The following is a 25,402-nucleotide window of genomic DNA, read 5'->3' as shown; positions in this document are numbered from 1 at the left end:
ATTATAAATTACTCATATAGCTAGTATCATAAGTATTTTTTAAGCGTTTATGTATGCTTTCGTGCCAATTTTGACTTAAAAGGGTGTTTAATTGTTCTAATTTAGCTAACAAATTAGGATTTTGCTTAAGAATTTGATGGGGAGAATAAAAAAGTTGATTGAGTTCAAATACACTAAGCGAAATGGGATTTTTTTCTAGGATTTTCACTTTTCCGGACCTTTGTATCGTTCCGTTTTGCAAAACTCTATAATACCATCCACCTAAAGCACTTTTAAAAATTTCATGCGTAAATTTTGGATTTTTGTGAATTTTTGAAATTTTTACGCAAGGCTTTCTAGGTTCGCTCACTTGTAAAATGACATTTGAAAATTGATGTATATCGCCAATGCAAACATTATTTTCACAAAGTCCATCTATGCTTAAATTTTCGCCCATCATTCCAAATCGTAATTTTTTGTTTAGAAATTCTTCCCATAGGGGATAATTTTGGCTTGCATTGGCAAAAATTGCTTTATCGTAGCCACCGTGGTGTATTTTATCAGCCACTTCATCGTTTAAAATACCTAAAAAATCAACCTGTGCTTCTTCTAGGTAAATGTCTTTGATAAAGGCACTTTGGAAATTTTTATAGTTTTTAATTTTCCCTACTTGCATGCTTTGAATTTCCACTACTCTATCCTTTTTAGCAAATCATCAGCACTGATAAAACCTGTGATTTTTAGTTTTTCCTTTCCATTTTCAAAGAAAATCAAAACAGGGGGTCCAAAGACTTTAAATTCCTTCATAGTTTTAATTTGTTCGCTGTTATTTTCACTCACATCTACTTTGATGAGTTTATACTTTTGCATTTTTTCAATCACCCTTTCATCGCTAAAGGTAAGCTCATCTAAAAGTTTGCAATTTTCACACCAAGAAGCTGTAAAATCAAGCATTATAGGTTGAGTGCTATTTTGAATTTCTTGTTTTAAGTGCTTAAGATTGTAGTTAAATTCATATTTTAAGGCTGAGTTTTGTTTTGCAACATTATTAAAAGCTAAGGGATTTAAGAAATTTTTAGCTCCAAAAAGTCCTCCTAAAAATAGGCTTAAAGAATAAGCTAAAACAAGAATTAAAAGGCTTTTTTTGATTTTAGAAACTATTGTGAAGCTTTTTTCAAAAATCCCCATAAAGACGCTAAAAAACACGCCTAAAATTCCATAAGCCATTAAAATATAACTAGGCTGGATAATCCTAGAAAGTATCCAAATAGCCATAGCTAACATAACAAAGCCAAAGAAAAATTTCACCTTTTCCATCCAAGCACCCGGTTTAACAAAGCCTAGTCCCAAGCCTATGAAAAGCAAGGGTATGCCCATACCAAAACTCATAATAAAAAGCGCGCTACCGCCCAATAAAGCATTTCCTGTATCGGCTATGTAAATCAAAGCGCCTGCTAAAGGAGCTGCTACGCAAGGTCCTATGATTAAAGCGGATAAAAATCCCATAAGGGCTATGCCTACAAGTCCTTTTCCTTTTTCGCTTTTTTTATGGATAAAGTTTTGAAATTTCAAGGGCAATTCAAAGCGAAAAGCCCCAAACATCGCAAAAGCAAAAAGAATGAAAATGAAAGCAAAAAGAGTTAAAACTATAGGTTTTTGTAAAATTCCTTGAACGCTTGAGCCTAGAAAACTAGCTATAATTCCAGCAATAGCATAGGCTAAAGACATAAAAAAAACATAAACAAAAGAGAGAAAAAAGCTGTGTTTTTTGGAATTTAACCCACCCTTAGCGACTATGAGTGATGATAATATGGGAATCATAGGTAAAATACAAGGCGTAAGCGAAAGTAAAAGCCCATAGCCAAAAAAACTCAGCAAAATCCAAAAAAGATTATCCGTGGCTAAAAAATTGGCAATTTCGCTCTCTTCGTTAAGCGGGGTGTTTTTTGAAGATTTTGTTTTTTTATAAGGGCTTGAAAGTGTGTATTTGCCTTCATTATAAGCTAAATCAAAATACCAAATTTGAGGATTATAGCATAAGCCCTGCTCGGAACAGCCTTGAAATTCAAGTTTGATTAGATTGGTATTATTTTTTGCAAAGCGTTCTAGCAATAAGTTTGGCAAGGCTAAATTTAGCTTTTGATAATAAACACTTCCATCTTTTCTTGTGGAGCTTTGGGGCAGATTGATTAAAGAGCTTATATCCTTTTCATTGATATAAAGTTTGAGTTTGTCAGCATAAAGATAAATGTCTTTTCCAAGCTCAATATCAATAAAAACAGAATTATCATAAGAAGTTGATTTCACATTAAAAGCTTCGTTTAGGGATAATACCGAAGCAAAGCATAAATAAAAACTTAATAAAATTGTAACGATAATACGCATAATTCCCTTAAAACTTAAATTTTATCTTAATTTTTAGCTTCAATTATAAGTTATTATGGTAAATTTGCCTTAAATACTTCAAAATTAAAGGATGAAACTATGCAAAATACACAAGATGCAAAAAATGAAGAAAAAAAAGAAGAGCCAAAAAAGTTAGAAAAGAAAAATTTAAAATCCAATCCAAAAAAAGAAGAATATATCAAGGTTAAAAAGAAAAAAAGCACGGTTGAATACGAAAAAGATTTGAAAAATTTACAAATTGAGCTTTTGAAATTCCAAAATTATGTTAAAGAAAAGGGTTTAAAGGTGCTTATACTGATGGAAGGACGCGATGCTGCGGGTAAGGGCGGGGCAATTAAGCGTTTGATAGAGCATTTAAATCCGCGTGGTTGTCGTGTTGTGGCTCTTGAAAAGCCTAGCGATGTGGAAAAAACGCAGTGGTATTTTCAACGCTATGTAACGCATTTGCCCTCAGCAGGTGAGATAGTGATTTTTGATAGGTCGTGGTATAACCGCGCTGGAGTTGAGCCTGTGATGGGCTTTTGCACTCCGCAAGAGCATAAGGATTTTTTAAGAGAAGTGCCTTTGTTTGAAAATATGATTTCAAGCAGTGATATTATTTTTTTTAAATTCTATTTTTCAGTTTCCAAAGAAGAACAAAAAAAACGCTTTGAAAAACGCCGTACCGACCCTCTTAAGCAATACAAACTTTCTCCAGTGGACCAAAAATCACAAGAATTATGGGATAAATACACTTTGGCTAAATATTCTATGCTTTTAGCTTCAAATACTCCAACTTGTCCTTGGACTATTATCTCTTCAGATGATAAGAAAAAAGCTAGGCTGAATTTATTGCGTTTTATACTTTCTAAGGTCGAGTATGAAGATAAAAAAACGGGAGATTTTTCTAAAATGGATGTAAAATTAGTGCGTAGTGGAGAAGAAGAAATACGCAAAATGGAAGCGAATTTAGAAAAGCTTGATAGCAAAAAAGCCGATGAAAAAATAAAAGATTTAGACTAGGTAAAAATATGCAAAAACGGATTGAAAATTTAGCCCTGAAGTATTATGAAAAAATAGTTCATTTAAGACATCAAATTCATATGCACCCTGAGCTTGAATTTGAAGAAGAAAATACAGCGAATTTGGTGTGTGAAATTTTAGATGAGTTTGGCATTAAATATCAAAGAAACATTGCAAAAACAGGAATTTTGGCTATCATAGAAGGTCAAAAAGAAGAACAAAAAAAACCAAAATGCGTTCTTTTAAGAGCGGATATGGATGCCTTGCCTGTGCAAGAAAAAACAGGGCTTGATTATGCTTCAAAAATTGATGGCAAAATGCACGCTTGCGGACACGATGGGCATACAGCAGGGCTTTTGGGTGCGGCTTTGATACTCCATGAATTAAGAGCTGAGTTTTGTGGTGTGGTTAAATTTATGTTTCAGCCCGCAGAAGAAGGAAGTGGTGGGGCTAAACCTATGATAGAATGGGGCGTTTTGGAAAATCCTTTCGTGGATGCTGTTTTTGGCTGTCATTTGTGGGGAGCTTTGCTTGAAAACACCGCTCAAATTGTAAGTGGCGAAATGATGGCAGGAGTGGATATTTTTGATTTGGAATTTATAGGCAAAGGCGGACACGGAGCGCATCCGCATACTTGTATAGACCCCATCATTATGGCAACGCAATTTGTAAATAATATACAAAGCATTATTTCTAGGCGTTTAGCTCCTTGTGAAGCGGGAGTGATTAGCGTAGGACAACTTTGTGCAGGAACAACTTATAATGTCATTCCTACAAGTGCCTATTTAAAAGGAACTATTCGTTTTTTAAACGATAAAACCCAAGAACTTTTAAAAAATTCCTTAGAAGAAGTAGCCGCTGCTACGGCAAAATCGTGTGGCGGGGCTTATAAGCTTAAATATACCAAAGAATTCCCCCCTTTGATTAACGATGAAAAAGCTGCTTTCATAGCAAGAAAAGCCTTTGCAAAGCTTTTAGGAGAGAAAAATATCATTAGCACAGCCAAGCCTGATATGGGAGCTGAGGATTTTGCTTTTTTAACGCGCCAAAGAATGGGGGCTTATGTTTTTGTTGGAATTTCAAAAGACTTAAACCATCCTGCTTTGCACCATAGCTCTACTTTTTGCTGGGATGATGAAAATTTAAAGCTTTTAATGCAAGGCGATGCGATGATGGCTTTGGAATTTTTAAATTCGCACTCTTAAAAAGGGTTTTCTAAGTAAAGCTAAGCAATCTTAGCTTTTTATCTATGAAAAGATTTCTAATAATCCCTCTTTTCCATTTCCCTTTAAATCAAGCCAATATGAAGCATATCCTTGCGAAATTTCTGCATTGTTTTTAATAAGATAAAGCTTAACTTCTAGCTTTTTATTATCGTTTGTTTCAAAGACCTTATTAAATCCATCGCATTTAAATTCATAATCTGTGTTTTTAGTCCCCTTTGGGTCAATAAAGGCAATTTTCAATGAACCATCAAGCTTTTTTATCCAAAAGATAAAATCAGGATAAAATCTCCTATCTTTAGCGTCTTTTATATAGGGGATATAAATTTCATCTTTTTCTTCTATTTTGCTAAAAAACCACCATTTTACTTTTTCATCGATTTTATCGTTTAAGCTATCAAGTTCTTTTAGAAATTCTATTTCACTTTCAATTTTAACAATATGGGAAAAATCCACAGAATCTTTTTCGCATATTAAAGGATTGTAATAGTGCTTTTCCAAATACTTATATCTAGCATTCGTTACCTTGCTTTTATCTTCCTTTTTATCGGCATTAATTTTATGAATTTCCCTTGCTACTTCAGTGCTTTTAAGTGTATTGACACAAATCTTTTCAAAATGCTTAATCTCATCTTTAAGTCTTTCAAATTTATCTAAAGCCTCCACCTTTACAATAGACCTTTTTTCCACTTCTTTGACTAGGACGCTTATATTTTTATAATGCTTATCGTTGCTCTCATAAAAATTGCTTTCATCTAAGAGTTTTTTTACAAGTTCAATTTTATTTTTATCGCTTATATTGTGTCTTAATGCCATCAGTGCATGGCTAATATTTGCATAAATTTGAGCCATTTCTTTATTTTGTTTGCTTACTCTTATTTTGCTCTTTTGTTTAATTTTGTTTGATTCTTCTTCTGTGTGCTTATATTTTGGGATTAAAAGATTTTTCCCATCAGCTAAAGGATTTTTTTCTAATTTGATTAAAGTTTTCTTTGGGATATTTTTTACTTGTGTGTTTTCAATGATTTGTTCTATGGCGTTTGAATTAGTCGCAAGTATAAAAGAAGTTTCTAAAACACGATTTGCTTCCACCTTAGAATTTTCTATAAAGTTCGCACGCTTTGTGTTTCCCTCATAACTTTTAATCCTAAAAGTCCTTCCCAAAGACTGCGTTACAAAGGTTTTAGCCTCTTTATCTATACCTATGTTTAAAAATAAAACAACATTAGGTCTTGTGGTATTCCAGCCCTCGCTAAACATTCTTGAGCCAAGTAAGATGGTAATAGAGCTTTTATCTATGTTTTTAAATGCTTCTAAATCCTTATGGCTTTTTGAAATCTTTATTCCTTTTAAATTTATCCTTAACCATTCTATAATATTTCCTATTCTAATCAGCATAAAAGGCTTTTCCACGCTATCTAGCTTAAAAAGAATTTCATGACTATTGCTTGGATAATAAATCGCTTCTAAGTTTCCTTTGTGAGAATAAAACACCTGTTTTTTTATCTCATTTAATTCTAGTTTAAGCACCTTAGCGGATAAAAATTCCAAACTATCATTATCTTCTGTGGGTATTAAATAATCACTCTTTTTAAGCTCATCAGCTATTTCTTCTTTTGCTTCTTCAAAAAGCTCTTTGCAGTCGTTACTTACAATGCTTTGCAGGGTTTTAAAAAAGATATGCGCATCAGAGTTTTGTGCCGTTACGGAATTACAAAAAATAAGCATCATAGGGTCGTGGTAGCTATCTTTTTGAGAGTTTATCTTGCTATTTTTACATAAATACAAAGCGATTAAAGATTTTAAAATCGCCTTTTGCTTGGCATTTTCATTAAAATCTTGCTTTTCTCTAAAAGCACTCAAATCAGAATCCTTTAGCAAAAGTGGCTTTTTGCCATATCCTTTTTGTATCCACTCTATCACATTGAGATTTAAAACCGTCATAGCTATATCTTGGGCGGAAGTAAAGGTCGCAGAAAAATTAAATAAAAAGCCATTTTTACTTAAGATATTCATAATATGCTGCATTTTAGAATAGCTTTTATCCCCCTTATGTGCTTCATCTAAAATCACATAATTATCCCCATTATCAAGCACTTCTGTAAATTTTATTTGCTTTTCTTTACTCTCATCGCTTATGAGATTATAGGCTCCATAAATAAAAACATCAGTTGGTTTATCAGTTTGCTTAAATAAATTTCCGTTATTCTCTCCTTTTACTTTTTCAAATTCTTTTAAAGAATGACATATTATGCGGATATTACCTTGATTATATTCTTCAACTTCCTTTTTAAAAGCTTCTAGCAAATCATCACTGGCACTAAAAAAGAAAATATTTTTTTTAGGGATAAGGTCATTATCCATAGCTTGTCTTAGCATTTCTATTAGTTTAATGATAACGATAGTCTTACCACTACCCGTTGCCATCCAAAAGCACATTTGATTAACGATTTGCTTAAATTCCAGCCTATTAGAGCTTGAGATTTGAAAATACTCCCTTAAAAGCGAGTCTTTTCCCACCCTTATATCCAAAGAATTTTTAACCCCAAGCAGAGCATAAAATTTATCCTTATCCCCACTACACTCATTAAAAAAGAGATTTAAAATGCTAAAGGCATTTTCTAAAGCTTCTTTTTGATACTCAAGCAGGGTTTTTTTATCGCTAAAACTATCAAGGTCATATTCATCAAGTTCATTAAGTTCTATTTTACTATTTTCAGCTAAGCCTTGTAAAAGAATTTGCCTTGTTTCTTCAAGCTCAAATAGCCCTTTTTCTTTTTTTACCATACTAAATACCTTCTTAAAAGCTCTATTAAATTCCCTTGACTACCATCTTTAAAAACAACCTGATTTGTTTTAGTATCTATGCTTTTAACTTCTAAGCCCCTGATATTAAGCAAACTTTCTTTTAAATCAAGTCCCTTATAAAGACTTTCAAATTTCAAATCTTCATTAAAAAATTTGCTTAATTTTGTATCCAATAAAAAAGGCTCATCAAAGCCGTATTTTTTAGAGTATTCTAGGTATTTTTGTGGGGGAGTTTCTAAGCTTAGAGTGCTTAAAATTTGCTCATAACTTTCAAGCTCGTAGTATTTTACTATACCTCCTCCTTTATACTCGCATTCTTTAGAAATGCCACTTTGCACTCCACTTAAAACCTTTGTAATGCGTGGAATGATGACAGAGTCAAAATGCTCTCCCATTTCTACGCCTATAAATTTTCTTCCCAGCTTTAAAGCCGTAGCCGCACTTGTGCCACTTCCTGCGAAGAAGTCAAGCACTATGCTGGGATTACCCCCCCCCATCTTCGGAAGAACTGGCGATTTCTACAATTCTTTTTAAAAGCTTTTCGGGTTTTGGATTGTTGAAAACCTTATCATTAAAGATTTCTTTTAGTTCCTTTGTCCCTGCTCCGCTACCAACAAAGTCAATAAAACTTTTCGGCGGATTTTCCTTTTCTATCATCGCATAAAGTTCTCCACCATCGTCTTGTCTGACTTGCTTGGGGTTTAGCCACTCTTTACGAGAGATAGAATAACCATTTTTACCTTTTTTAATAAGTATTCTATTAAGCTCATTAAGTGTTTTCTCCAACGCCCATTTCCAACGCCCATTTCCAACACCCATTTTTGGTGGGCGTATTGGCACATAACCCTGCTTGATTAGCTTCTCATCATCGTTATAAAGTTCATCGTGGTTTATTGTAGTTGTTACAAAATTTTTATCGTAGTCTAAAAGCGGTTTTATGTCTTTTGTTTGTGGATTATAATAAAAGGTATAACCCAAATTGGGTCTTTTTTCTAAATTACCACCATCGCCACCGCCCATAGCAAGTCCTGCACCTTCATAGTAAAATTTATCCATTTTTTCATCTTTAAAAACCTTTACGCTAACTTCTTGTTTGATAGCTTTTATGGGTTTGGTTTCTATACTTTTAGCATAGCTTACAATGTATTCTTGATTGCGTTGGATGGTATCGGCATCGTTTTGTGCATTGCCCTTAAGCCACACGATATTACTTATAAAATTCTCTTCTCCAAAAAGCTCATCGCATAAAATTTTAAGCCTTGCTTGTTCATTATCGTCTATGCTTATGAAAATACTTCCGCTTTCTTTTAAAAATTCTTTTGCAAATTCAAGGCGGTTACTCATCATAGTAAGCCACGAGGCGTGGTTAAATTTATCTAAATAAATAAAATCATCGCCACCTGTATTGTAAGGTGGGTCAATATAAATTAAATCAATTTTGTCCTTAAATCTTGGCAAAAGCGTATTTAAAGCCCCGAAATTTTCAGCCTTTATCAAAAGTCCATTAAGCTCATTCTCATCAAAAAGCATTTCAATCTCTTCTTTTAAACTCTCAAAAAAACGAGTATCAAGAGCTAAAGTTTCATTAGAAAAAAGCCCATTATCGCTTTTTAGTCCTAATTCTTGCCAATGGGCTTTTTGTGCATCAAAATTCTTATGTTTATAAATTTTTTCTAAATCAAAGCCCTTTTCTTTAAGCGTGCTAAGGCTCACAAGATAATGGCTATTTAAAGCAAAACGAGGTTTAGTCCAAATTTTTACTAACTCATCTTCAAATTTAGCGATAAAGTCTATGAGTTTTAAAGCCAGTTCTTTAAAGGCTTCAATTTGCTTGATACGCTCAGGGCTAAAGCTATTTTTTTGTGAAAAGAGGTATTGATAAATCCATAAATCAAGCTCACGGCTTAAAAATTCTTTTGCATTTTTGTTAATGAAAAAATCAAAGCTTGATTGCTTATTAAAGCTATTTAAAGCCTTTTTTAGCATTTCTTCATCTAAATCAAAACCTGCTTTATGAGCTTTTTTTAAAATGCTCTCTTTATCTGTCTTTTTGCCCTTTTGAGAATGGCTTACTTGTAGGGTTAGGGTATCTTTAGAACCCGTTAAAAATTCAAATATAATTTGCGTTTTTTGATTTGCCTTTTTTTCATCTAAGCTATTGACATCAAATTTAATGAGTTTATCTTTAGCTAATTTTATAGTCAGTTCCTTATAAATTTTATCGCTTTTAACATAATAAAGCATATTTGTTTTATAAAAAAGCTCAGTATCTTTTGAAGTGATTTTTTCATAACTTTTTGTAAAGACATTGTAAAATAAAGGCGTTTGATGATAAAAAACCGAGCCTGTGGGACTAAAATAACGATGAAAAAAATCATAAAGCTTATCATAAATTTCAATTTTTAGCTCTTCATTAGTGCCAACTTTTGCTTTTAAATCTTGCAAAAATTTCTCTTTAAAAGCACTAAAATAGGCACTTTTTGCCCTTAGTAAATTGACAAATCCTTGCCTTTGTCTAGCCTTGTGATTTGTAAAAAGCGTTTCATCGCTTTTCTCAAACTCCACACCCAAAAATATATCATCTAAAATATCCATAAATTTCTTTTCACTTGCTAACATTTTTTAAACCTAAGAATTTTTTATTTACAAGGGCATTATTATAACGAAAATTAAGCTAAACACACTTAAAACTTAAAAAACAAACTTAAAAATTCACAAAAAATTCACAAATAATTAAGTAGAATTAAACCCTAATTTTTCTTTAGGGTTTAGTGTATGAAAAAAAAGATGGTTTTAATCCTTTTGGTTGTGATATTGGGGAGTTTTGGGGCTTATTTTATTTTTTTTAATAATGATGAAAAAATCAGCTATCTTACTCAAAAAATACAAAAAAAAGACCTAGCTCAAACCATAGAAGCCGTAGGTAAGGTCTATGCTAAGGACCAAGTGGATGTGGGTGCTCAAGTAAGCGGACAAATTCTAAAGCTTTATGTGGATGTTGGAAGCAAGGTTAAGCAAGGCGATTTAATCGCACAAATTGATAAAGATAAACAACAAAATGATTTAGACATTACAAAGGCACAGCTTGAAAGTGCTAAGGCTAATTTAGAGAGCAAAAAAATCGCCCTTGAAATTGCCAATAAACAATACCAAAGAGAGCAAAAACTCTATGCGGCTAAGGCAAGTTCGCTTGAAAATTTAGAGAGTCAAAAAAATAATTTTTATACCTTAAAGGCAAATGTTGCCGAGCTTAATGCCCAGGTCGTTCAGCTTGAAATCACTCTTAAAAATGCCCAAAAAGATTTAGATTATACCACTATCACCGCCCCTATGGATGGAGTAGTGATTAATGTGGCTGTGGATGAAGGGCAAACGGTTAATGCCAATCAAAACACCCCTACCATAGTCCGCATAGCCAATTTAGACGAGATGGAAGTAAGAATGGAAATTGCTGAGGCTGATGTAAGCAAGATACACACGGGTATGGAGTTAGCCTTTGCACTTTTAAGCGACCCGCAAAAAACCTATCCCGCTACAATAGCAAGCATAGACCCTGCCGATACTGAGCTTAGCGACTCTACAAGCTCTTCAAATTCTAGCTCAACTTCAAGTTCAAGCTCCTCAAGTGCGATTTATTATTATGCGAAATTTTATGTAGCCAATGAGAATGATTTTTTGCGTATTGGTATGAGTTTGCAAAATGAAATTGTCGTAGCGAGTGCAAAAGCTGTTTTAGCGGTGCCAACCTATGCGATTAAAAGCGATGATAAGGGTTATTATGTTGAAATTTTAGAAAAGCAAAAAGTTCTTAAAAAATATGTCAAGCTTGGCATTAAAGATTCTATCCATACCCAAATTTTAGAAGGTGTGAGTGAAAATGAAGAATTGATTATTAGCTCAAGTGCTGATGGTTTGGCTTCTAAAGTGAGATTGAGATTTTAATGATTTTTCTTAAAAATATCTGTAAAAATATAGGCGAAAATGCTATTTTAAAAAATGTAAGCCTAAGTATAGAAAAGGGCGAATTTGTTGCCATTATAGGACAAAGCGGGAGCGGTAAAACTTCACTTTTAAATATCATAGGCACTTTAGATACGCCAAGTAGCGGAAGCTATGTTTTTGATGAATTTGAAGTGAGCGGGCTTAATAACGATGAAAAAGCAAAGCTAAGGCGTGAAAAAATAGGCTTTATATTTCAAAGATACAATCTTTTAAGTTTGCTTAGTGCTAAAGAAAATGTTTCTTTGCCTGCGGTTTATGCGGGAAAAAACAAACAAGAAAGAAATCAAAAGGCTAAATTGCTTTTAGAGGATTTAGAATTAGGACATAAGGCGGAGTTTAAACCTAATGAGCTAAGTGGCGGACAACAACAACGAGTCTCCATCGCTAGAGCTTTGATGAATGGTGGGGAGCTTATTTTAGCCGATGAACCCACAGGGGCTTTGGATAGCAAAAGCGGTATTAGGGTGCTTGAAATTTTAAAAAAGCTTAACGAGCAAGGGCATACCATAGTTTTAGTAACTCACGACCCAAAAATAGCCGCGCAAGCTAAAAGGATTATAGAGATTAAAGATGGGGAAATTTTAAGCGATACTAAAAAAGAAAAAACTAGGGAAAAATACGCTTTAAAAATAATGCCTAAGGAGAAAAAAACCCTTGCTTTGCTTAAAAATCAAGCCTTTGAGTGTTTTAAGATAGCTTATTCTTCCATACTTGCACACAAGCTTCGCTCTATTTTAACTATGCTAGGAATCATCATAGGCATTGCTTCTGTGGTCTGTGTGGTGGCTTTAGGCTTAGGTTCTCAGGCTAAGGTTCTTGCGTCCATTGCAAGTTTAGGCACGAATACCATTGAAATTCGTCCCGGAAGGGGGTTTGGGGATTTGCGTTCGGGCAGGACTAGGCTTAGTTTTAGCGATTTAGAAACGCTAAGAACCTTAGAATATTTAGAAGCAGTGGATGCGCATTCAAGCACTTCAGGGGTGGCAACTTATACAAATATTTCTTTAAATGCCAGAGCTGAAGGCGTGGGGGTAAATAATTTTGCCATAGAGGGTTTGAGCTTAGATGTGGGAAGAATTTTAAATGAAGATGATGTGAAAAATAGTGCTAATGTTGCCGTGCTTGATTTTAATGCTAAGAAAAATCTTTTTCCTAATGAGCCAAGTCAAAGTGTCTTAGGACGCGTGGTGCTTTTTAATTCCCAGCCTTTTAAGATAATAGGAATTTTACAAAAGGATACAGATAAGCCCATAGAGGATAATGTGGTGCGTCTTTATATGCCCTATACAACGCTTATGAATAAACTCACAGGCGATAGAACTTTGCGTGAAATTATCGTTAAGGTTAAAGATGATGTGAGTTCAACTTTGGCTGAGAATGCTATTATAAGAATTTTAGAAATCAAAAGGGGTCAAAAGGATTTTTTCACTTTTAATTCAGATACCTTTAAACAAGCCATCACGGCAAACAAACGCACTACAACCCTACTTACCGCTTGTGTGGCGGTTATTGCACTCATAGTAGGGGGTATAGGCGTGATGAATATAATGCTTGTTTCGGTAAGTGAAAGGACAAGAGAGATTGGAATTCGTATGGCAATAGGTGCTAGAAGGGAAGATATTTTAATGCAATTTTTAATCGAAGCGGTGATGATTTGCACTTTAGGGGCGATTTTGGGTGTGATTTTATCGATTTTTGTGATTTTTGCTTTTAATACCTTAAGCACGGATTTTCCTATGATTTTAAATGCTTATTCTGTGCTTTTAGGGCTTTTAAGTTCTATGCTAATTGGGGTGATTTTTGGCTTTTTCCCTGCAAGAAATGCAGCCAATTTAAATCCTATTAGTGCATTGTCAAAGGAATAAAATGAAAATAATACTTAGCCTTTTTTTAGCCCTTTTTTTAAGTGCTTGTGGTGTAAAACTTAGTTTGCCTGAAGAAACTCATTTGAGTTATGAAGAGCTGGGGGATTTAAATAGTTCTTATGATTGGTATAAGTCTTATGAAAATGTAAAATTAAATGAATTCTTAGCCTTTGTTTTACTGAATAATAGTGATATTAATATCGCTAGAAAAACCTTGCTTTCAGCCTTAGCTAGAGCTGATTTGATGGATTATGATTTGTATCCAACTTTAGGTGCAAATTGGGGCTTTGGCGTGGATAAAGACTTAAATTCGGGCAAACAAAGTAAAAATTTCAATTCTTCTTTAAATTTAAGCTATGAGCTTGATATTTTTGCTAAGTTAAGAGACATTGCAAATGCGAGTGAATTTAGTGCAAATGCAAGTGCTTATGACCTTGAAAATTTAAAAATCAGCCTAATCAATACAGCCTTAAATGATGTTTTTGAACTGATTTATTTTAATGATGTGGATAAATTGCTTAAAAATTATCTTGCAAATTTAAAGCAAATGAGTGAGCTTTATGCTTATAAATTAAAGCTAGGCAAAATCGAAGAGCTTGATTTTTTAAATATAGAACAAAGTCTATTAAAGGCTAGGCAGAATTTATTAAGCAACGAGCAAAACCGCAATTTACTCATAAAAAATTTACAAGATTTAATAGGAAAACAAGAAGGTTTTGCTTATATAGAGTATTTTAAAGGCTTATCTTTGTATGATTTTAAAAGCTTAAATCCTAATTTCAATATACCTTTAAAAGCTTTGGCTTACCGTCCTGATGTAAAAGCTAAACTAAATAGCTTAAAGGCTGCTTTTAAGGATTATTCTTCCGTGCAAAAATCTATTTTGCCCAGTATTTCTTTAGGTGGAGCCTTAAGCGGGAGTGATGAGAGAATTGATGATAGTTTTAAATTTGAAATTTTAAGCGGTAATGTTAAGCTTTCTTTGCCTTTTTTAGATTATGGTAGGGTAAGGCAAAATATCAAAATTTCGCAATTTGCTTATGAAGAGCGTTTGATTTCTTATGAGCAAGTTTTACAAAGTGCGATAAATGAACTCACTTTAAACCATAAAGATTATCAAAGTTATACCTTGCTTTTGCAAAATTTGCAAAATATCAAGGCTAAACAAGAGCTTATCACTAAGGCGTATTATGAAAAATATATTTTAGGAAAAAGCGAATTAAAAGACTATTTGGATGCGAGCAATGCTTTAAATTCCACTCAGCAAGAGCTTTTAAGAGCAAGGTTTAATCTTTTAAAAACCATTCATTCTTACTACAAAATCACAACTTTAAGCTTAAATGATGAAAACTTAGAAGCTCTTAAGTATTAAATTTTAATAATTGATGATATTTTTTAAATCTTCAAGTAATTTTTTAGCCATCAGTTCATAGCCTTTTATGCTAAGATGCACATCGCTTAGCGAAAGCTTTTGCTCTATCCATTTGTTTTTACCCCCGCTATCTTGCATAAATTTGTGCATATCAAAAATGAGAGTTTTTTCTTCTTTAGCCACTTCATAAAGGGCTTTGCGTATAGTATAAAAATCAGGGGCTATCTTGTAGCTTTTGCCTTGTTTTTGCACCACGGTGGGAGGGGACATGAGTAAGATGGTGGCGTTTTTATTGTAGGTTTTTTGAATTTGTATCCATTTTTTTAAATTATTTTTGAATTTTTCTTTTTCAAAACCCTTAAAAAGTGCATCATTAGAACCATAAGCTATGATGATTAAGTCATTTTTTAAAAGCTCAAGCTCTTTTTTTACCACATTTTCATTCCAAGAAAGCCACAAATCGCTTTTAGCTCCATTGATTGCAATGGTGTCTAGGAAAACATTATTATTTTTATTTGTGATGAAATATCCACCTAGCTCAGCATCTTTTTGCAAGGCTGAAATTTGCAAAGGAAAATCAAGCTCTAGTTCTTTATAGGACCATTTATTACTCTGCGTGGTTCTTAGCTCATAGCTCTTGTTTTTGGCATCTTTTATGCTAAAGGCATTGGTGTTTTGTTTGGCTTTAAACAAAAATCCTACTTTGAAATTCTTTTTATCTAAACTTGTGTCAAGATTAATTTTTGCGCCTTTATTTTTTGCTTTGGCTATAACACCCCCTAGTGGAAAATTATACCCAGCATTAGCAGGATTTCTCGAGTTTAAAATTTCAAAGTTTTTATAAGAATAAACAAGATTAAGATTTTGTTGGTATTTAGGCTGTAAAGGATAAGCAAAACCTATGGAGTTAGAGCGGATTAAATACCCTCTAATCACACGCGGAAAAAAATCAGCCGCCATATGAGAGTCCCCATAAATTCTAATGCCTATATTTTGATTTTTTTCTAATTTTTTTTCTAGATTTTTAAGTTCTTTTTTGGGAGCATAGCTTGTTAAAGCAGAATGATTTTTGTTTTGATTGAGTATGGAATCTAGGGTGTCATTGGCATTTAAATTTTGCGAGTAAGAGTAGGTAAAAAGGATAAAAAACAATAAGATAATTTTAACTTTATTTACTAGCATTTTCTTCCTTAAGTTTTATGTGTTCTAATAAAAGTTTAGACATTTCTCTTGCACCGCTTGGAGTAAAATGAATTCCATCATCGCTTCTTACTTTTATGCTTTTATTATTTTCATCTTTTATATAGGCTGAGTATGCGTCATTTACGCTAAAAAATAGTTTGGTATTGATAAAAATTTCTTTATTTTTTAGAATTTCATCGCTGTAAATTTTATTGAGTATTTGTATTTTTTTATTCAAGTCTTCTTTTTTCACTGGAGGAATTTCAAACCAAAGGACTTTTACTCCGTGTTTTTTGGCGATTTTAATGATTTCATCTACGCGATTTGTATAAATTTCAATCCAAGAAGTAGAACCAAAACGATGATAACTCCCCCCTTTTTTAATATCCCAAGGGTCATTTGCCCCAAGAAGAACAACAAGATATTTGATATTTGAGTTTTTAACAAGGGCTTCGTTGGTGGCTTTTGACCAGTCAAAATAGGATTTATAGGAAAGTCCTGTATTTTGTTTGCTAAGGTCGCTTACTTTAAGATTTAAATTTCTTAAATCTCTATTTAAGGCTATGGCAACACCTTGCATTAAAGAATCTCCTATGAATAAAAACTCATCTTTTTTCTGCACTTCTAATTTGGTATTGTCGATAAAGCTTATATTTTCATCTTGGATTAAATTTAGCTTTGTTTCTTCGTGGGTGAGATTTTCATCTTCTTGTAAAAGAATTTTAAAATCTTGATTTAAATTTTCATCCGCTTTGTTATTTTCTTGAAATTTTAATTCTTCATTAGCTTGCTCTTCGCTGACTTTGGGTAGAGGTTCATTGCTTAAAATCGCACGAATTTGCTCCAGCTTGATTTTAAAGCCATTGGCTTCTTTTAAAAGTTCATTTTGTGGATAGAAGGCAAAATGATATTTTTGTTCTATATAAGAACTAATACTCTCATTCATAACTACAACGACTAAAGCAAGCACTATAATCAAAATAAAGAAAAATCTAACTACACTCATCTAAAAACTCGAATAAATAAAATCAGGAATTCCATCGGGCATAAAGGCAAAAACCAAAAGTAAAATAAAGGCTATGATAAAAGGCTTGAGTAAAAAGGGGGTAAGATTTAAAATTTTAATGCAATATTCTTTAAAATTAACAAATAAAGGATAAATCATAAAAAGCACTCCAAAGCTTACAAGTGCGTAAATGTCATTGTAAGATGGAATTTGGAAAAAATTATAATAACAAGCTTTAAAATATTCTATTGCGTCATCTAGATTTTTACTATAATAAAAGAAAATCCAAGTAAAACATACAAATTGAAAGGTTAAAAATCTTCCTAAGGCTGGAATTTTTTGTAAGCTTAATTTGCTTAAAGCCAGCAAATGTATGAAAACCACACCCAAACCATGCAATAAACCCCAAATAGCAAAGGCAAGTGTATTGCCATGCCACAGACCTGAAAGTATGAAGGCTATGAGTATATTAAGCAGGGTGCGTGGCATTCCTTTTCTATTGCCCCCTAAAGGTATGTAGATATAGTCTCTTATAAAGCTTGAAAGACTAATATGCCACCTAGCCCAAAAATCTTTGAGATTTTTTGCAAGATAAGGCATATTAAAATTAGGCGGCAATGTAAAGCCCAGCATTAGGGCAAAGGCACAAACTAAATCAATATAACCGCTAAAATCACAATAAATTTGTATAGCATAAGCGTAAATCGCACTTAAAAGCTGCACGAAATTATAAGATTGTGGAAAGTCTAAAATGCTTTTAGCGTAAATTCCTAAATAATTAGCGATTAAGACCTTTTTGACTATACCAAAAATAAGCAAGATGATAATTAAATTCGCATGTTTAAATTCGCGTTTTTGATAGGCTTGTTCAAAGAAAAAAGAACTTCGCATAATAGGACCTGAGAGCAAAGTAGGAAAAAAGGATAAGAAGGTAGCCAAATTTAAAAAGCTCTCCAAACGGCGTTTTTGATAGACTTCAACAAGATAGGTAATGGAAGTAAAGGTATAAAAGCTAATGCCCAAAGGCAATACTAAATCAATATTTAAGAATTCTAAACCAAAAAAATAAAGCAATTCATCTAAGCTTGTTTTGATACTAGCAAAGTATTTGAAAAAACATAAATTTAAAATAATAAAAGTCATACAAGTAGCAAATATATAACGCTTCCTACGCACAAAAATCAGCAAGGCAAAATAGTGTATGAAAAAGGTATATATAAATAAAACCAAAGCAAAATAAGGGTTGATTAAAATATAAATTGTGTAAGAGAAAATTAAAATTAAAATATTTTGTATTTTATAATCATTTTTAAAAGTCCAATAAATAGCAAAAAAAGTTAGCATTAAAATACTAAATTCTAAAGAAAAATAAGTCATACCTTAAAATCCAAAATGAAGTTTTGCCCTAAATTTAGGGCAAAGATTATTTTTTTCTGCTTAGTGCAATGTTTTTGATATATTGGTCGGCTAGATAAAGTCCGTTTCCATTGTCGCCGATGAGTTTAATCTTATCAACTATTCCACGGAAAAGTGCTTCTTCTTCGTGCTGTTCGCTCACATACCATTGCAAGAAGTTAAAAGTAGAATAGTCTTTATGCACTAGCATATGTTCGACTAAAGTATTGATGGATTTTGTGATGAATTGCTCGTGTTCGTAAGTTTTTTCAAAAACATCAAGCAAGGATTTGAAATTTTGTTCTGGTTGCTTAACTTCTTTGAGTTCTACATGCGAATCTGTTTCGTTAAGATAAGTGATGAGTTTTTTTGCGTGGTCGCTTTCTTCGCTTGCGTGTGCAAACAAAAATGCTCCCGCACCATCAAGGCTATTTTCATAGCACCAAGAACTCATACTAAGGTATAAGTTTGCCGCATACATTTCTTTGTTTATTTGTTCGTTAAGCAAATTCACAACTTCTTTAGAAAGCATTTTAACTCCTTTTGTTTTGAAATTATTTCATAATGATATATTATTTTTTTGAAAACAAGCTAAAAATTTAAAGATTAAAGATTAAAATTTATAAAGCTTTTATGTAGATATGCTTTTGAGTGGATTAAAGTGTCGCAAAGCTTAAGAATTTCTAATTAATGTGGCTTTTGCCTTAGCTACGCCTCGCAATGACTATGCCCACTTCAGTGGGACGGGGGCATAAGGTGGGTCAAGGGAGTGTAAAAATAAAAAAGGCAAGTAACGGGGCTTTTGCGAAGTAAAAGGGTCGGGTAGCCTTTAGTGAAATTTAAAAGCAAAACAAGGCACAGACGGCTTGGGCTTTAGGTGGGTCAAGGGAGTGTAACTCCCTGTCGCAAAGCAAAATTTATTTTTGCTGCGAAGTTAAAAATGTTTCTAAAATGTTTCCAAGTTTTTCTAAACTTCTAGCACTTTTTTAAATTTTAAGGAGAAAAAATGAAAAAAATTCTAGCTTTGAGTGTGGCAAGTTTTGCTTTGTCAAGTGTTTTATCTGCGGCGGATTTAAAGATAGCGGGTTCATCCACGGTCTATCCTTTTAGCTCTTTTGTAGCCGAAGAATACGCTTCAGTTAAAAATACAAAAACTCCTATAATAGAAAGCTTAGGAACAGGTGGAGGCTTTAAGGTATTTTGTGAAGGCACAACCGATATTTCAAACGCTTCAAGAGCCATTAAGCCAAGTGAATTTGAAACTTGCAAAAAGGCTGGAGTTACCGATATAGTAGGGGTTATGATAGGCTATGATGGTATAGTTTTAGCACAAAATAAAACCAACACCCCGCTTAATATCACTAAAAAAGAGCTTTTTTTAGCCTTAGCTAAAGAAATTCCTCAAGATGGCAAACTCGTGCCAAATCCTTACACTAACTGGAATCAAATCAATAAAAATTTACCTAATCGCAAAATCAGCGTTTATGGACCTCCATCAAGCTCAGGAACAAGAGATACTATTGAAGAGCTTGTAATGAGTGATATTTCTAAAAATATCCCTGAATATAAGGGTGGGTATAAGACTATACGCCAAGATGGAGCTTATATTCCAAGTGGGGAAAATGATAATCTAATCGTTTCAAAACTTACCATCGATAAAGACGCTTTTGGGCTTTTTGGCTATGGTTTTTTGGTAAGCAATACAGATAAAATCAATGCAGCTGACATTGATGGGGTAAAAGCAGATGAAAAAAATATAGCCGAGGGCAAATACGAACTCGCAAGAAGTTTGTTTATCTATATCAACGCAAAGAAAAACCCACAAGAAGCCTTTGAATTTGCTAAAATTTATATGAGTGATGATTTGGCAAAAAGTGGTGGAGAGCTTGAGAAAATAGGGCTTGTGCCTTTAAGTGATGCAAATTTAAAAGCCTCTCAAAAACATATAGAAGAGAGAAAAATCTTAAACGATGAGCTTGTAAAAGCCGGTAGAGTTTTCTAAGGAAAAATTTTGCTAAAAGAAAAAATAATCAAATTCGCACTTTTCTTATGTGCCTTTGTAAGCGTAGTGGTAAGCTTTGCCATTATGCTTACGATTTTAATTGAAGCTTTAAAATTCTTTCAAAAAGAAAGTCTTAGCACCTTTTTATTTTCTTCTCAGTGGGCAGCAGATGCGGCTTTTATGAATGCAGATGGCACGAGCAAACAGGGTGTTTTTGGTGCGGCTTCGCTTTTTTGGGGAACCTTTTATATTTCTTTAATCGCTATGCTAACAGCCCTGCCTTTAGGGGTGATGTGTGCGATTTATCTTGGCGTTTTTGCCGGTAAAAAATCTAAAAATTACTTAAAGCCTATACTAGAAATCATAGCAGGAATTCCCACAGTGGTTTTTGGATTTTTTGCAGCCATCGTTGTCGCGCCTTTTATTGTGTGGTTTTTTGCTCTTTTTGGTTTGCAAGCTAGTTTTCAAAGTGCCTTAGGAGCAGGGTTTATTATGGGTATTATGATAGTGCCTATTGTGGCGTCTTTATCGCAAGATTGTATTGAAGCTGTGAGTGAGAAACGCATTAATGGAGCCTATGCTTTGGGAATGACAAAAAAAGAAGTGGTTTTTGCTGTGATTTTACCTGAAGCGGTGCCGGGTATAGTAGCAGCTTGTTTGCTAGGGCTTTCAAGAGCTTTAGGCGAAACTATGATAGTGGTAATGGCAGCTTCTTTGCGTCCTAATTTGACACTAAATTTCTTAGAAGATATGACCACAGTAACGGTTAAAATCGTAGAAGCCTTAAGTGGAGACCAAGCCTTTGATAGCTCCTTAGCTCTTAGTGCCTTTTCTTTGGGGCTAGTTCTTTTTATCATTACCTTAATCATCAATATGTTTAGCGTTTATCTTATCAACCGCTTTCACAAAAGGAAAAATTTATGAAAAAACTTTTTAAGCAAAGAAAAAAGGCTTCAAAGTCCTTTATGAGACTTTGCAAAATGGGGCTTTATATCAATCTTGTTTTTTTATGTATCTTTTTAGGAAGTGTGGCTTATTTGGGAATGGGAGCTTTTAAGCAAACTTATATTTTTGTCGAAGCGGATAGAAATTCTGGTGCTTATGAGCTTTTATCGCGTGCAGAGCAAAGAAAGATAAGAACAGGGCAAATCACTGAAAAATCTTGGCTTTTAGCGAATTCAGAAGTGGATCAGTATATGAAGCAAAAGTATAATCGCTTAAGCGATGAAAATAAGGCTTTAGTAGATAAACTCGTGCAACAAAATGAAATAGAGCTTAAATTTAATAGCAATTTTTTCTTAAACGGGGATTCAAAATCGCCTGAAAATTCAGGGATTTTATCTTCAGTTGTGGGGACCTTGCTTGTAATGCTAGTTTGTATGGTTGTAAGCGTTCCTATTGGTGTGTGTGCGGCGATTTATTTGGAGGAATTTGCCCCGCAAAATATTTTGACGCATTTTATAGAAGTGTGTATTAATAATCTTGCAAGTATTCCTAGCATACTTTTTGGACTTTTAGGACTTGGGGTTTTTATCAATCTTTTTGGAATGCCCCGCTCAAGTGCCTTAGTGGGTGGGCTTACCCTAGCCATTATGAGCTTACCTATTATCATAGTTTCTACTAAGGCAGCCTTAAAAAGTGTGGATATTAATATGAAAAACGCCGCTTACGCCTTAGGTATGACTAAGGTGCAAATGGTAAAGGGCATTATGCTACCCTTAGCCCTGCCTATGATTTTAACAGGTTCTATTCTTACTTTAGCTCAGGCTATCGGCGAAACAGCTCCTTTGATGATAATCGGTATGATAGCCTTCATTCCTGATGTGGCAAACTCTATTTTTACCCCAACTAGTGTTTTGCCCGCACAAATTTATTCTTGGTCGGCTATGCCAGAGCGTGCATTTTTAGAAAGGACTGCAGCGGGTATTATCGTGCTTTTAGCTCTTTTGGTGGTGCTTAATTTAGCCGCCATACTTTTAAGAAAATATTTTCAAGGAAAATTAAAGTGATAGCAAAAACAACGAATTTAAATTTATTTTATGGTAAAAAACAAGCCTTATTTGACATTAACATGCAAATAGAGCAAAACAAAATTACAGCCCTAATTGGTGCTTCAGGTTGTGGAAAATCGACTTTTTTGCGTTGTTTTAACCGAATGAATGATAAAATCGCAAAAATCGATGGTTTAGTGGAAATTGAAGGAAAAGATGTAAAAAATCAAGATGTCGTGGCACTGCGTAAGGATGTGGGTATGGTCTTTCAACAGCCTAATGTCTTTGTTAAAAGCATTTATGATAATATCTCTTACGCACCCAAACTTCACGGCATGATTAAAAACAAAGATGAAGAAGAAGCTTTGGTGGTTGATTGTTTGCAAAAAGTAGGGCTTTTTGATGAGGTAAAGGATAAATTAAGACAAAATGCCCTAGCTCTTTCAGGCGGACAACAACAACGCCTTTGCATAGCTAGAGCTTTGGCTATAAAGCCTAAACTTTTGCTTTTAGATGAGCCTACTTCAGCACTTGATCCTATATCTTCAGGTGTTATAGAGGAGCTTTTAAAAGAGCTTTCGCATAATCTTTCTATGATTATGGTAACGCACAATATGCAGCAAGGTAAAAGAGTGGCGGATTTTACAGCCTTTTTTCATTTGGGTGAGCTTATAGAATTTGGCGAAAGTAAGGAATTTTTTGAAAACCCTAAACAAGAAAAAACCAAAGCTTACTTAAGCGGTGCCTTTGGATAAAACTTAAAACAATTTTTAGTTTGTAAAAAGTAAAACGCCTAGCAATCACAAAAGTGAGTAGTTTTTAAAACTTCTTAAGCAATTAGAGCCCATCAATTTGATTTTTTAGCGAGGCGTTTTTTGATGAGAAAGATAATAAAGGCAAGGTTATTAAAAAATCAAAATTACCTTTAAATTTCATTCTTTATCCCAAATCTCTATTCTTGTCATTGTGAAACTCGCTAGAGTTGAAGCAATTTAATCTAGGATTTAAGGGGATTGCTTTGGTTCTCAAGAGTCTTGCATTGCGAGTGAAATGAAGCAATCCATTTTTTGAAACAAGGAGTAAGATTGCTTCAAGATTAAAGCCTTTCGCAATGACGACTATACTTTGCTATAATGTAGAGCTATTGTAAAATCAAACTCAATTTTTTAGCTTTCAAAAAGCAAGTTTTGAGTAAAATGCCCTTTTTATTTTGGGTTTATGAAGAGATATTTATGGCAAAAAAACAACTTTCCCTAACTAGACTGAGTATTCCTATATTTTGGGACTTACTTTCTAAATATTTAACCTTGATTATCAACACAGCTATGGTGTCGCAATACTCCAATTTCCTTGTGGGTGCTATGGGAGCGGGCAATCAAATTTTAGATCTTTTTATCACTATTTTTAGCTTTTTAAGTGTGGGTTGTAGTGTGGTTATCGCTCAGGCTTTAGGGGCTAGGAATTTCATCTTGGCAAGAAAGGTCATTCATCAGAGTTTGTTTTTAAATGCCTTTTTGGGTTTTGTATGTGGGGTGCTTATTTTCTGGCATGGTGAATATTTACTTTATCTTTTAAAAATTCCCCAAGAATTGCTTAGAGATAGTGAAATTTATTTGCATATGCTTGCTATTTGTCTTTTTTTTGACGCCATAGGTATAGTTTTAGCTGCTATTGTTAGGGTTTATAATATGGCTTATTGGGTTATGTTTATAGGCTTTTTGATGGATATAGTGGTGCTGGGTGGAAATTATTATGTCTTGCATTTTACAAAATTAGAGCTTTTTGGAGTGGGGCTGAGTAATATCGTAGCACGTGTTGTTGTTATACTTGCCTTGTTAGCCATACTTTTTTACAAACTTAAAATTCATCTTAAGTTTAAAGAAATGATAGCCTTAGAAAAGGAAGTTTTAAAAAAAGTTTTAAATATAGGAGGCTTTTCAGCCGGAGAAAATTTACTTTGGATAGTGCAATACACCATAGCTTTCGCTTTCGTAGCAAGTTTGGGCAAGGAAAATTTGAGTGTGCAGACTATTTATTTTCAACTTTCTATGCTTATAATGCTCATAGGTCAGGCTATTAGCATAGCCAATGAGATTATCATAGGTAAGCTCGTGGGTGCAAGATATGAAAGCATAGCTTATAAACACACTTGGCGTGCTTTGTATTTTAGTGTGGTAGCTAGTGCTTTGGTGGCTATTTTAAGCTATCTTTGTCAGGATTTTACTATGGAAATTTTAGAACTAAAAGAAGGGCTTAGAGAGCTAATGATACCTTTATTTACCCTTTCAATTTTCCTTGAAATTTCACGCACTTTCAATATAGTTATGGTCAATTCCTTGCGTGCTAGTGGCGATGCGAAATTTCCTTTTTTTACCGGGCTTGTTTTTATGATGGGGGTGTCCTTGCCTGTGGGTTATGTGCTATGTTTTTACGCTGGACTTGGAATTTTAGGGGTTTGGATAGGATTTTGTGCGGATGAGTTTTTAAGGGGACTTGTAAATTCTTATAGATGGAAAAGTAAAAAATGGCAAGGCAAGGCTCTAGTTTAAAAAGCTTTGAGTGGAAAGAATGGGAATTTTTTTACCAAAAAAAGCCTGTGAAAAATTTACGCTTAAGGCTTAAAGAGGGTCAATTTTATCTTAGTGTGCCAGAGTTTTACTCCTTGGACTTTGTGCTTTTATTTTTAGCTAAAAATGAAGAGTGGATTAGAAAAACTTACTCAAAATTCAAGCCTTTAAAAGGGCAAGAAAATGAACTTATTTTTTTAAATAAAAGCTATAAAATTATTTTTGATGAAAAGGCTAAGAAAACTTATTTTGAAAAAGACTCCATCAAAAGCCCATCAAAAGAGCATTTAGAGCTTTTTTTAAAACACAATGCCAAAAAGATTTTTAGCTTTTATCTTAAAAAATGGAGCCAAAAAACAGGACTTGTTTTTACGCATTTAAGCATTAAAAATATGAAAACGCGTTGGGGTTCGTGCAATGCTAAAAAAGGCTATATTAATCTTAACTTAAGGCTTTTAAGCAAGAGTTTAAGGGCGATTGAATATGTGATTTTGCACGAGTTAGCCCACATCAAACACCCCAATCACAGCCAAGAATTTTACGCTTTTATCGGGCTTAATATGAGCGATTTTAGGCAAAGGGAAATGGAATTTAAAAATTAA

At 33.6% G+C, this 25,402-nt stretch carries 20 protein-coding genes; 11 read left to right on the top strand and 9 right to left on the bottom strand.

Annotated features, from left to right (window positions below):
- Window position 1: 1 nt before the first annotated feature.
- On the bottom strand, window positions 2-670 hold the full coding sequence (locus tag ACLL8X_RS02325) for an MOSC domain-containing protein (RefSeq protein WP_411989350.1): 669 nt from the start codon (window positions 668-670) through the stop codon (window positions 2-4).
- The gene (locus ACLL8X_RS02320) at window positions 670-2,364 is read right to left on the bottom strand and encodes a protein-disulfide reductase DsbD family protein (protein ID WP_411989349.1); all 1,695 of its coding nucleotides are present in this window, start codon (window positions 2,362-2,364) and stop codon (window positions 670-672) included. Before ACLL8X_RS02320 ends, ACLL8X_RS02325 begins: the two co-directional genes overlap by 1 nt.
- 99 nt (window positions 2,365-2,463) lie before the next feature.
- Between ACLL8X_RS02320 and ppk2 the strand changes: the two genes are divergently transcribed.
- The gene (gene ppk2 / locus ACLL8X_RS02315; RefSeq protein WP_411989348.1) at window positions 2,464-3,387 is read left to right on the top strand and encodes a polyphosphate kinase 2; all 924 of its coding nucleotides are present in this window, start codon (window positions 2,464-2,466) and stop codon (window positions 3,385-3,387) included.
- An 8-nt stretch (window positions 3,388-3,395) separates the two neighbouring features.
- On the top strand, window positions 3,396-4,592 hold the full coding sequence (locus tag ACLL8X_RS02310) for a M20 metallopeptidase family protein (protein ID WP_411989347.1): 1,197 nt from the start codon (window positions 3,396-3,398) through the stop codon (window positions 4,590-4,592).
- 42 nt (window positions 4,593-4,634) lie between these two features.
- On the opposite strand, the gene ACLL8X_RS02305 is transcribed toward ACLL8X_RS02310, so the two are convergent.
- From ACLL8X_RS02305 to ACLL8X_RS02295, 3 genes are read right to left on the bottom strand one after another with little or no spacing between them, the layout of a single operon-like run.
- On the bottom strand, window positions 4,635-7,397 hold the full coding sequence (locus ACLL8X_RS02305) for a DEAD/DEAH box helicase family protein (RefSeq protein WP_411989346.1): 2,763 nt from the start codon (window positions 7,395-7,397) through the stop codon (window positions 4,635-4,637).
- Entirely contained in the window at window positions 7,391-7,915 is a 525-nt protein-coding gene (locus tag ACLL8X_RS02300; protein ID WP_411989345.1) for a DNA methyltransferase, read from the bottom strand. Before ACLL8X_RS02300 ends, ACLL8X_RS02305 begins: the two co-directional genes overlap by 7 nt.
- Complete coding sequence (locus ACLL8X_RS02295) at window positions 7,902-10,037, bottom strand: site-specific DNA-methyltransferase (RefSeq protein WP_411989344.1); 2,136 nt, start codon at window positions 10,035-10,037, stop codon at window positions 7,902-7,904. The genes ACLL8X_RS02300 and ACLL8X_RS02295 overlap by 14 nt, the downstream gene beginning before the upstream one ends.
- Before the next feature lie 156 nt (window positions 10,038-10,193).
- Between ACLL8X_RS02295 and ACLL8X_RS02290 the strand changes: the two genes are divergently transcribed.
- From ACLL8X_RS02290 to ACLL8X_RS02280, 3 genes are read left to right on the top strand one after another with little or no spacing between them, the layout of a single operon-like run.
- Complete coding sequence (locus tag ACLL8X_RS02290; RefSeq protein ID WP_411989343.1) at window positions 10,194-11,360, top strand: efflux RND transporter periplasmic adaptor subunit; 1,167 nt, start codon at window positions 10,194-10,196, stop codon at window positions 11,358-11,360.
- Window positions 11,360-13,285, top strand: a complete 1,926-nt coding sequence (locus ACLL8X_RS02285) for an ABC transporter permease (RefSeq protein WP_411989342.1) — start codon at window positions 11,360-11,362, stop codon at window positions 13,283-13,285. The genes ACLL8X_RS02290 and ACLL8X_RS02285 overlap by 1 nt, the downstream gene beginning before the upstream one ends.
- Before the next feature lies 1 nt (window position 13,286).
- Window positions 13,287-14,657: a TolC family protein gene (locus ACLL8X_RS02280; RefSeq protein ID WP_411989341.1), complete on the top strand. Its 1,371-nt coding sequence runs from the start codon at window positions 13,287-13,289 to the stop codon at window positions 14,655-14,657.
- A 3-nt stretch (window positions 14,658-14,660) separates the two neighbouring features.
- Here ACLL8X_RS02280 and ACLL8X_RS02275 read toward each other — a convergent pair whose 3' ends face one another.
- Genes ACLL8X_RS02275 through ctf form a run of 4 tightly spaced genes read right to left on the bottom strand, consistent with a single transcriptional unit; the run spans window position 14,661 to window position 18,772 of the window.
- Window positions 14,661-15,839, bottom strand: coding sequence for an SGNH/GDSL hydrolase family protein (locus tag ACLL8X_RS02275; RefSeq protein WP_411989340.1), 1,179 nt, complete (start codon window positions 15,837-15,839; stop codon window positions 14,661-14,663).
- A complete protein-coding gene (locus tag ACLL8X_RS02270; RefSeq protein ID WP_411989339.1) occupies window positions 15,826-16,845 on the bottom strand; it encodes an SGNH/GDSL hydrolase family protein in 1,020 nt (339 codons plus the stop codon). The genes ACLL8X_RS02275 and ACLL8X_RS02270 overlap by 14 nt, the downstream gene beginning before the upstream one ends.
- Complete coding sequence (locus ACLL8X_RS02265; protein ID WP_411989338.1) at window positions 16,846-18,222, bottom strand: MBOAT family O-acyltransferase; 1,377 nt, start codon at window positions 18,220-18,222, stop codon at window positions 16,846-16,848.
- A 46-nt stretch (window positions 18,223-18,268) separates the two neighbouring features.
- Window positions 18,269-18,772 (bottom strand): non-heme ferritin, encoded by a 504-nt coding sequence (gene ctf, locus ACLL8X_RS02260; RefSeq protein ID WP_411989337.1) that lies wholly within the window; start codon window positions 18,770-18,772, stop codon window positions 18,269-18,271.
- A gap of 474 nt (window positions 18,773-19,246) precedes the next feature.
- On the opposite strand from ctf, the gene ACLL8X_RS02255 reads away from it, so the two are divergent.
- From ACLL8X_RS02255 to ACLL8X_RS02230, 6 genes are all read left to right on the top strand, one after another.
- Complete coding sequence (locus ACLL8X_RS02255) at window positions 19,247-20,242, top strand: substrate-binding domain-containing protein (RefSeq protein WP_411989336.1); 996 nt, start codon at window positions 19,247-19,249, stop codon at window positions 20,240-20,242.
- A gap of 9 nt (window positions 20,243-20,251) precedes the next feature.
- Window positions 20,252-21,166, top strand: coding sequence for a phosphate ABC transporter permease subunit PstC (pstC, locus tag ACLL8X_RS02250; RefSeq protein WP_411989335.1), 915 nt, complete (start codon window positions 20,252-20,254; stop codon window positions 21,164-21,166).
- On the top strand, window positions 21,163-22,251 hold the full coding sequence (gene pstA, locus ACLL8X_RS02245) for a phosphate ABC transporter permease PstA (RefSeq protein WP_411989334.1): 1,089 nt from the start codon (window positions 21,163-21,165) through the stop codon (window positions 22,249-22,251). The genes pstC and pstA overlap by 4 nt, the downstream gene beginning before the upstream one ends.
- Complete coding sequence (pstB, locus tag ACLL8X_RS02240) at window positions 22,248-22,988, top strand: phosphate ABC transporter ATP-binding protein PstB (RefSeq protein ID WP_411989333.1); 741 nt, start codon at window positions 22,248-22,250, stop codon at window positions 22,986-22,988. The genes pstA and pstB overlap by 4 nt, the downstream gene beginning before the upstream one ends.
- 477 nt (window positions 22,989-23,465) lie before the next feature.
- Complete coding sequence (locus ACLL8X_RS02235) at window positions 23,466-24,782, top strand: MATE family efflux transporter (protein ID WP_411989332.1); 1,317 nt, start codon at window positions 23,466-23,468, stop codon at window positions 24,780-24,782.
- Window positions 24,758-25,402 carry a M48 family metallopeptidase gene (locus tag ACLL8X_RS02230; RefSeq protein ID WP_411989331.1) on the top strand — a complete coding sequence of 215 codons (645 nt, stop codon included), beginning with the start codon at window positions 24,758-24,760 and terminating at the stop codon, window positions 25,400-25,402. Before ACLL8X_RS02235 ends, ACLL8X_RS02230 begins: the two co-directional genes overlap by 25 nt.

Source organism: Campylobacter parajejuni (assembly GCF_046764905.1).
Classification (GTDB): domain Bacteria; phylum Campylobacterota; class Campylobacteria; order Campylobacterales; family Campylobacteraceae; genus Campylobacter_D.
The sequence above is the reverse complement of the archived record's forward strand: the minus strand, read 5'-3'. Positions and strand labels throughout refer to the sequence as shown.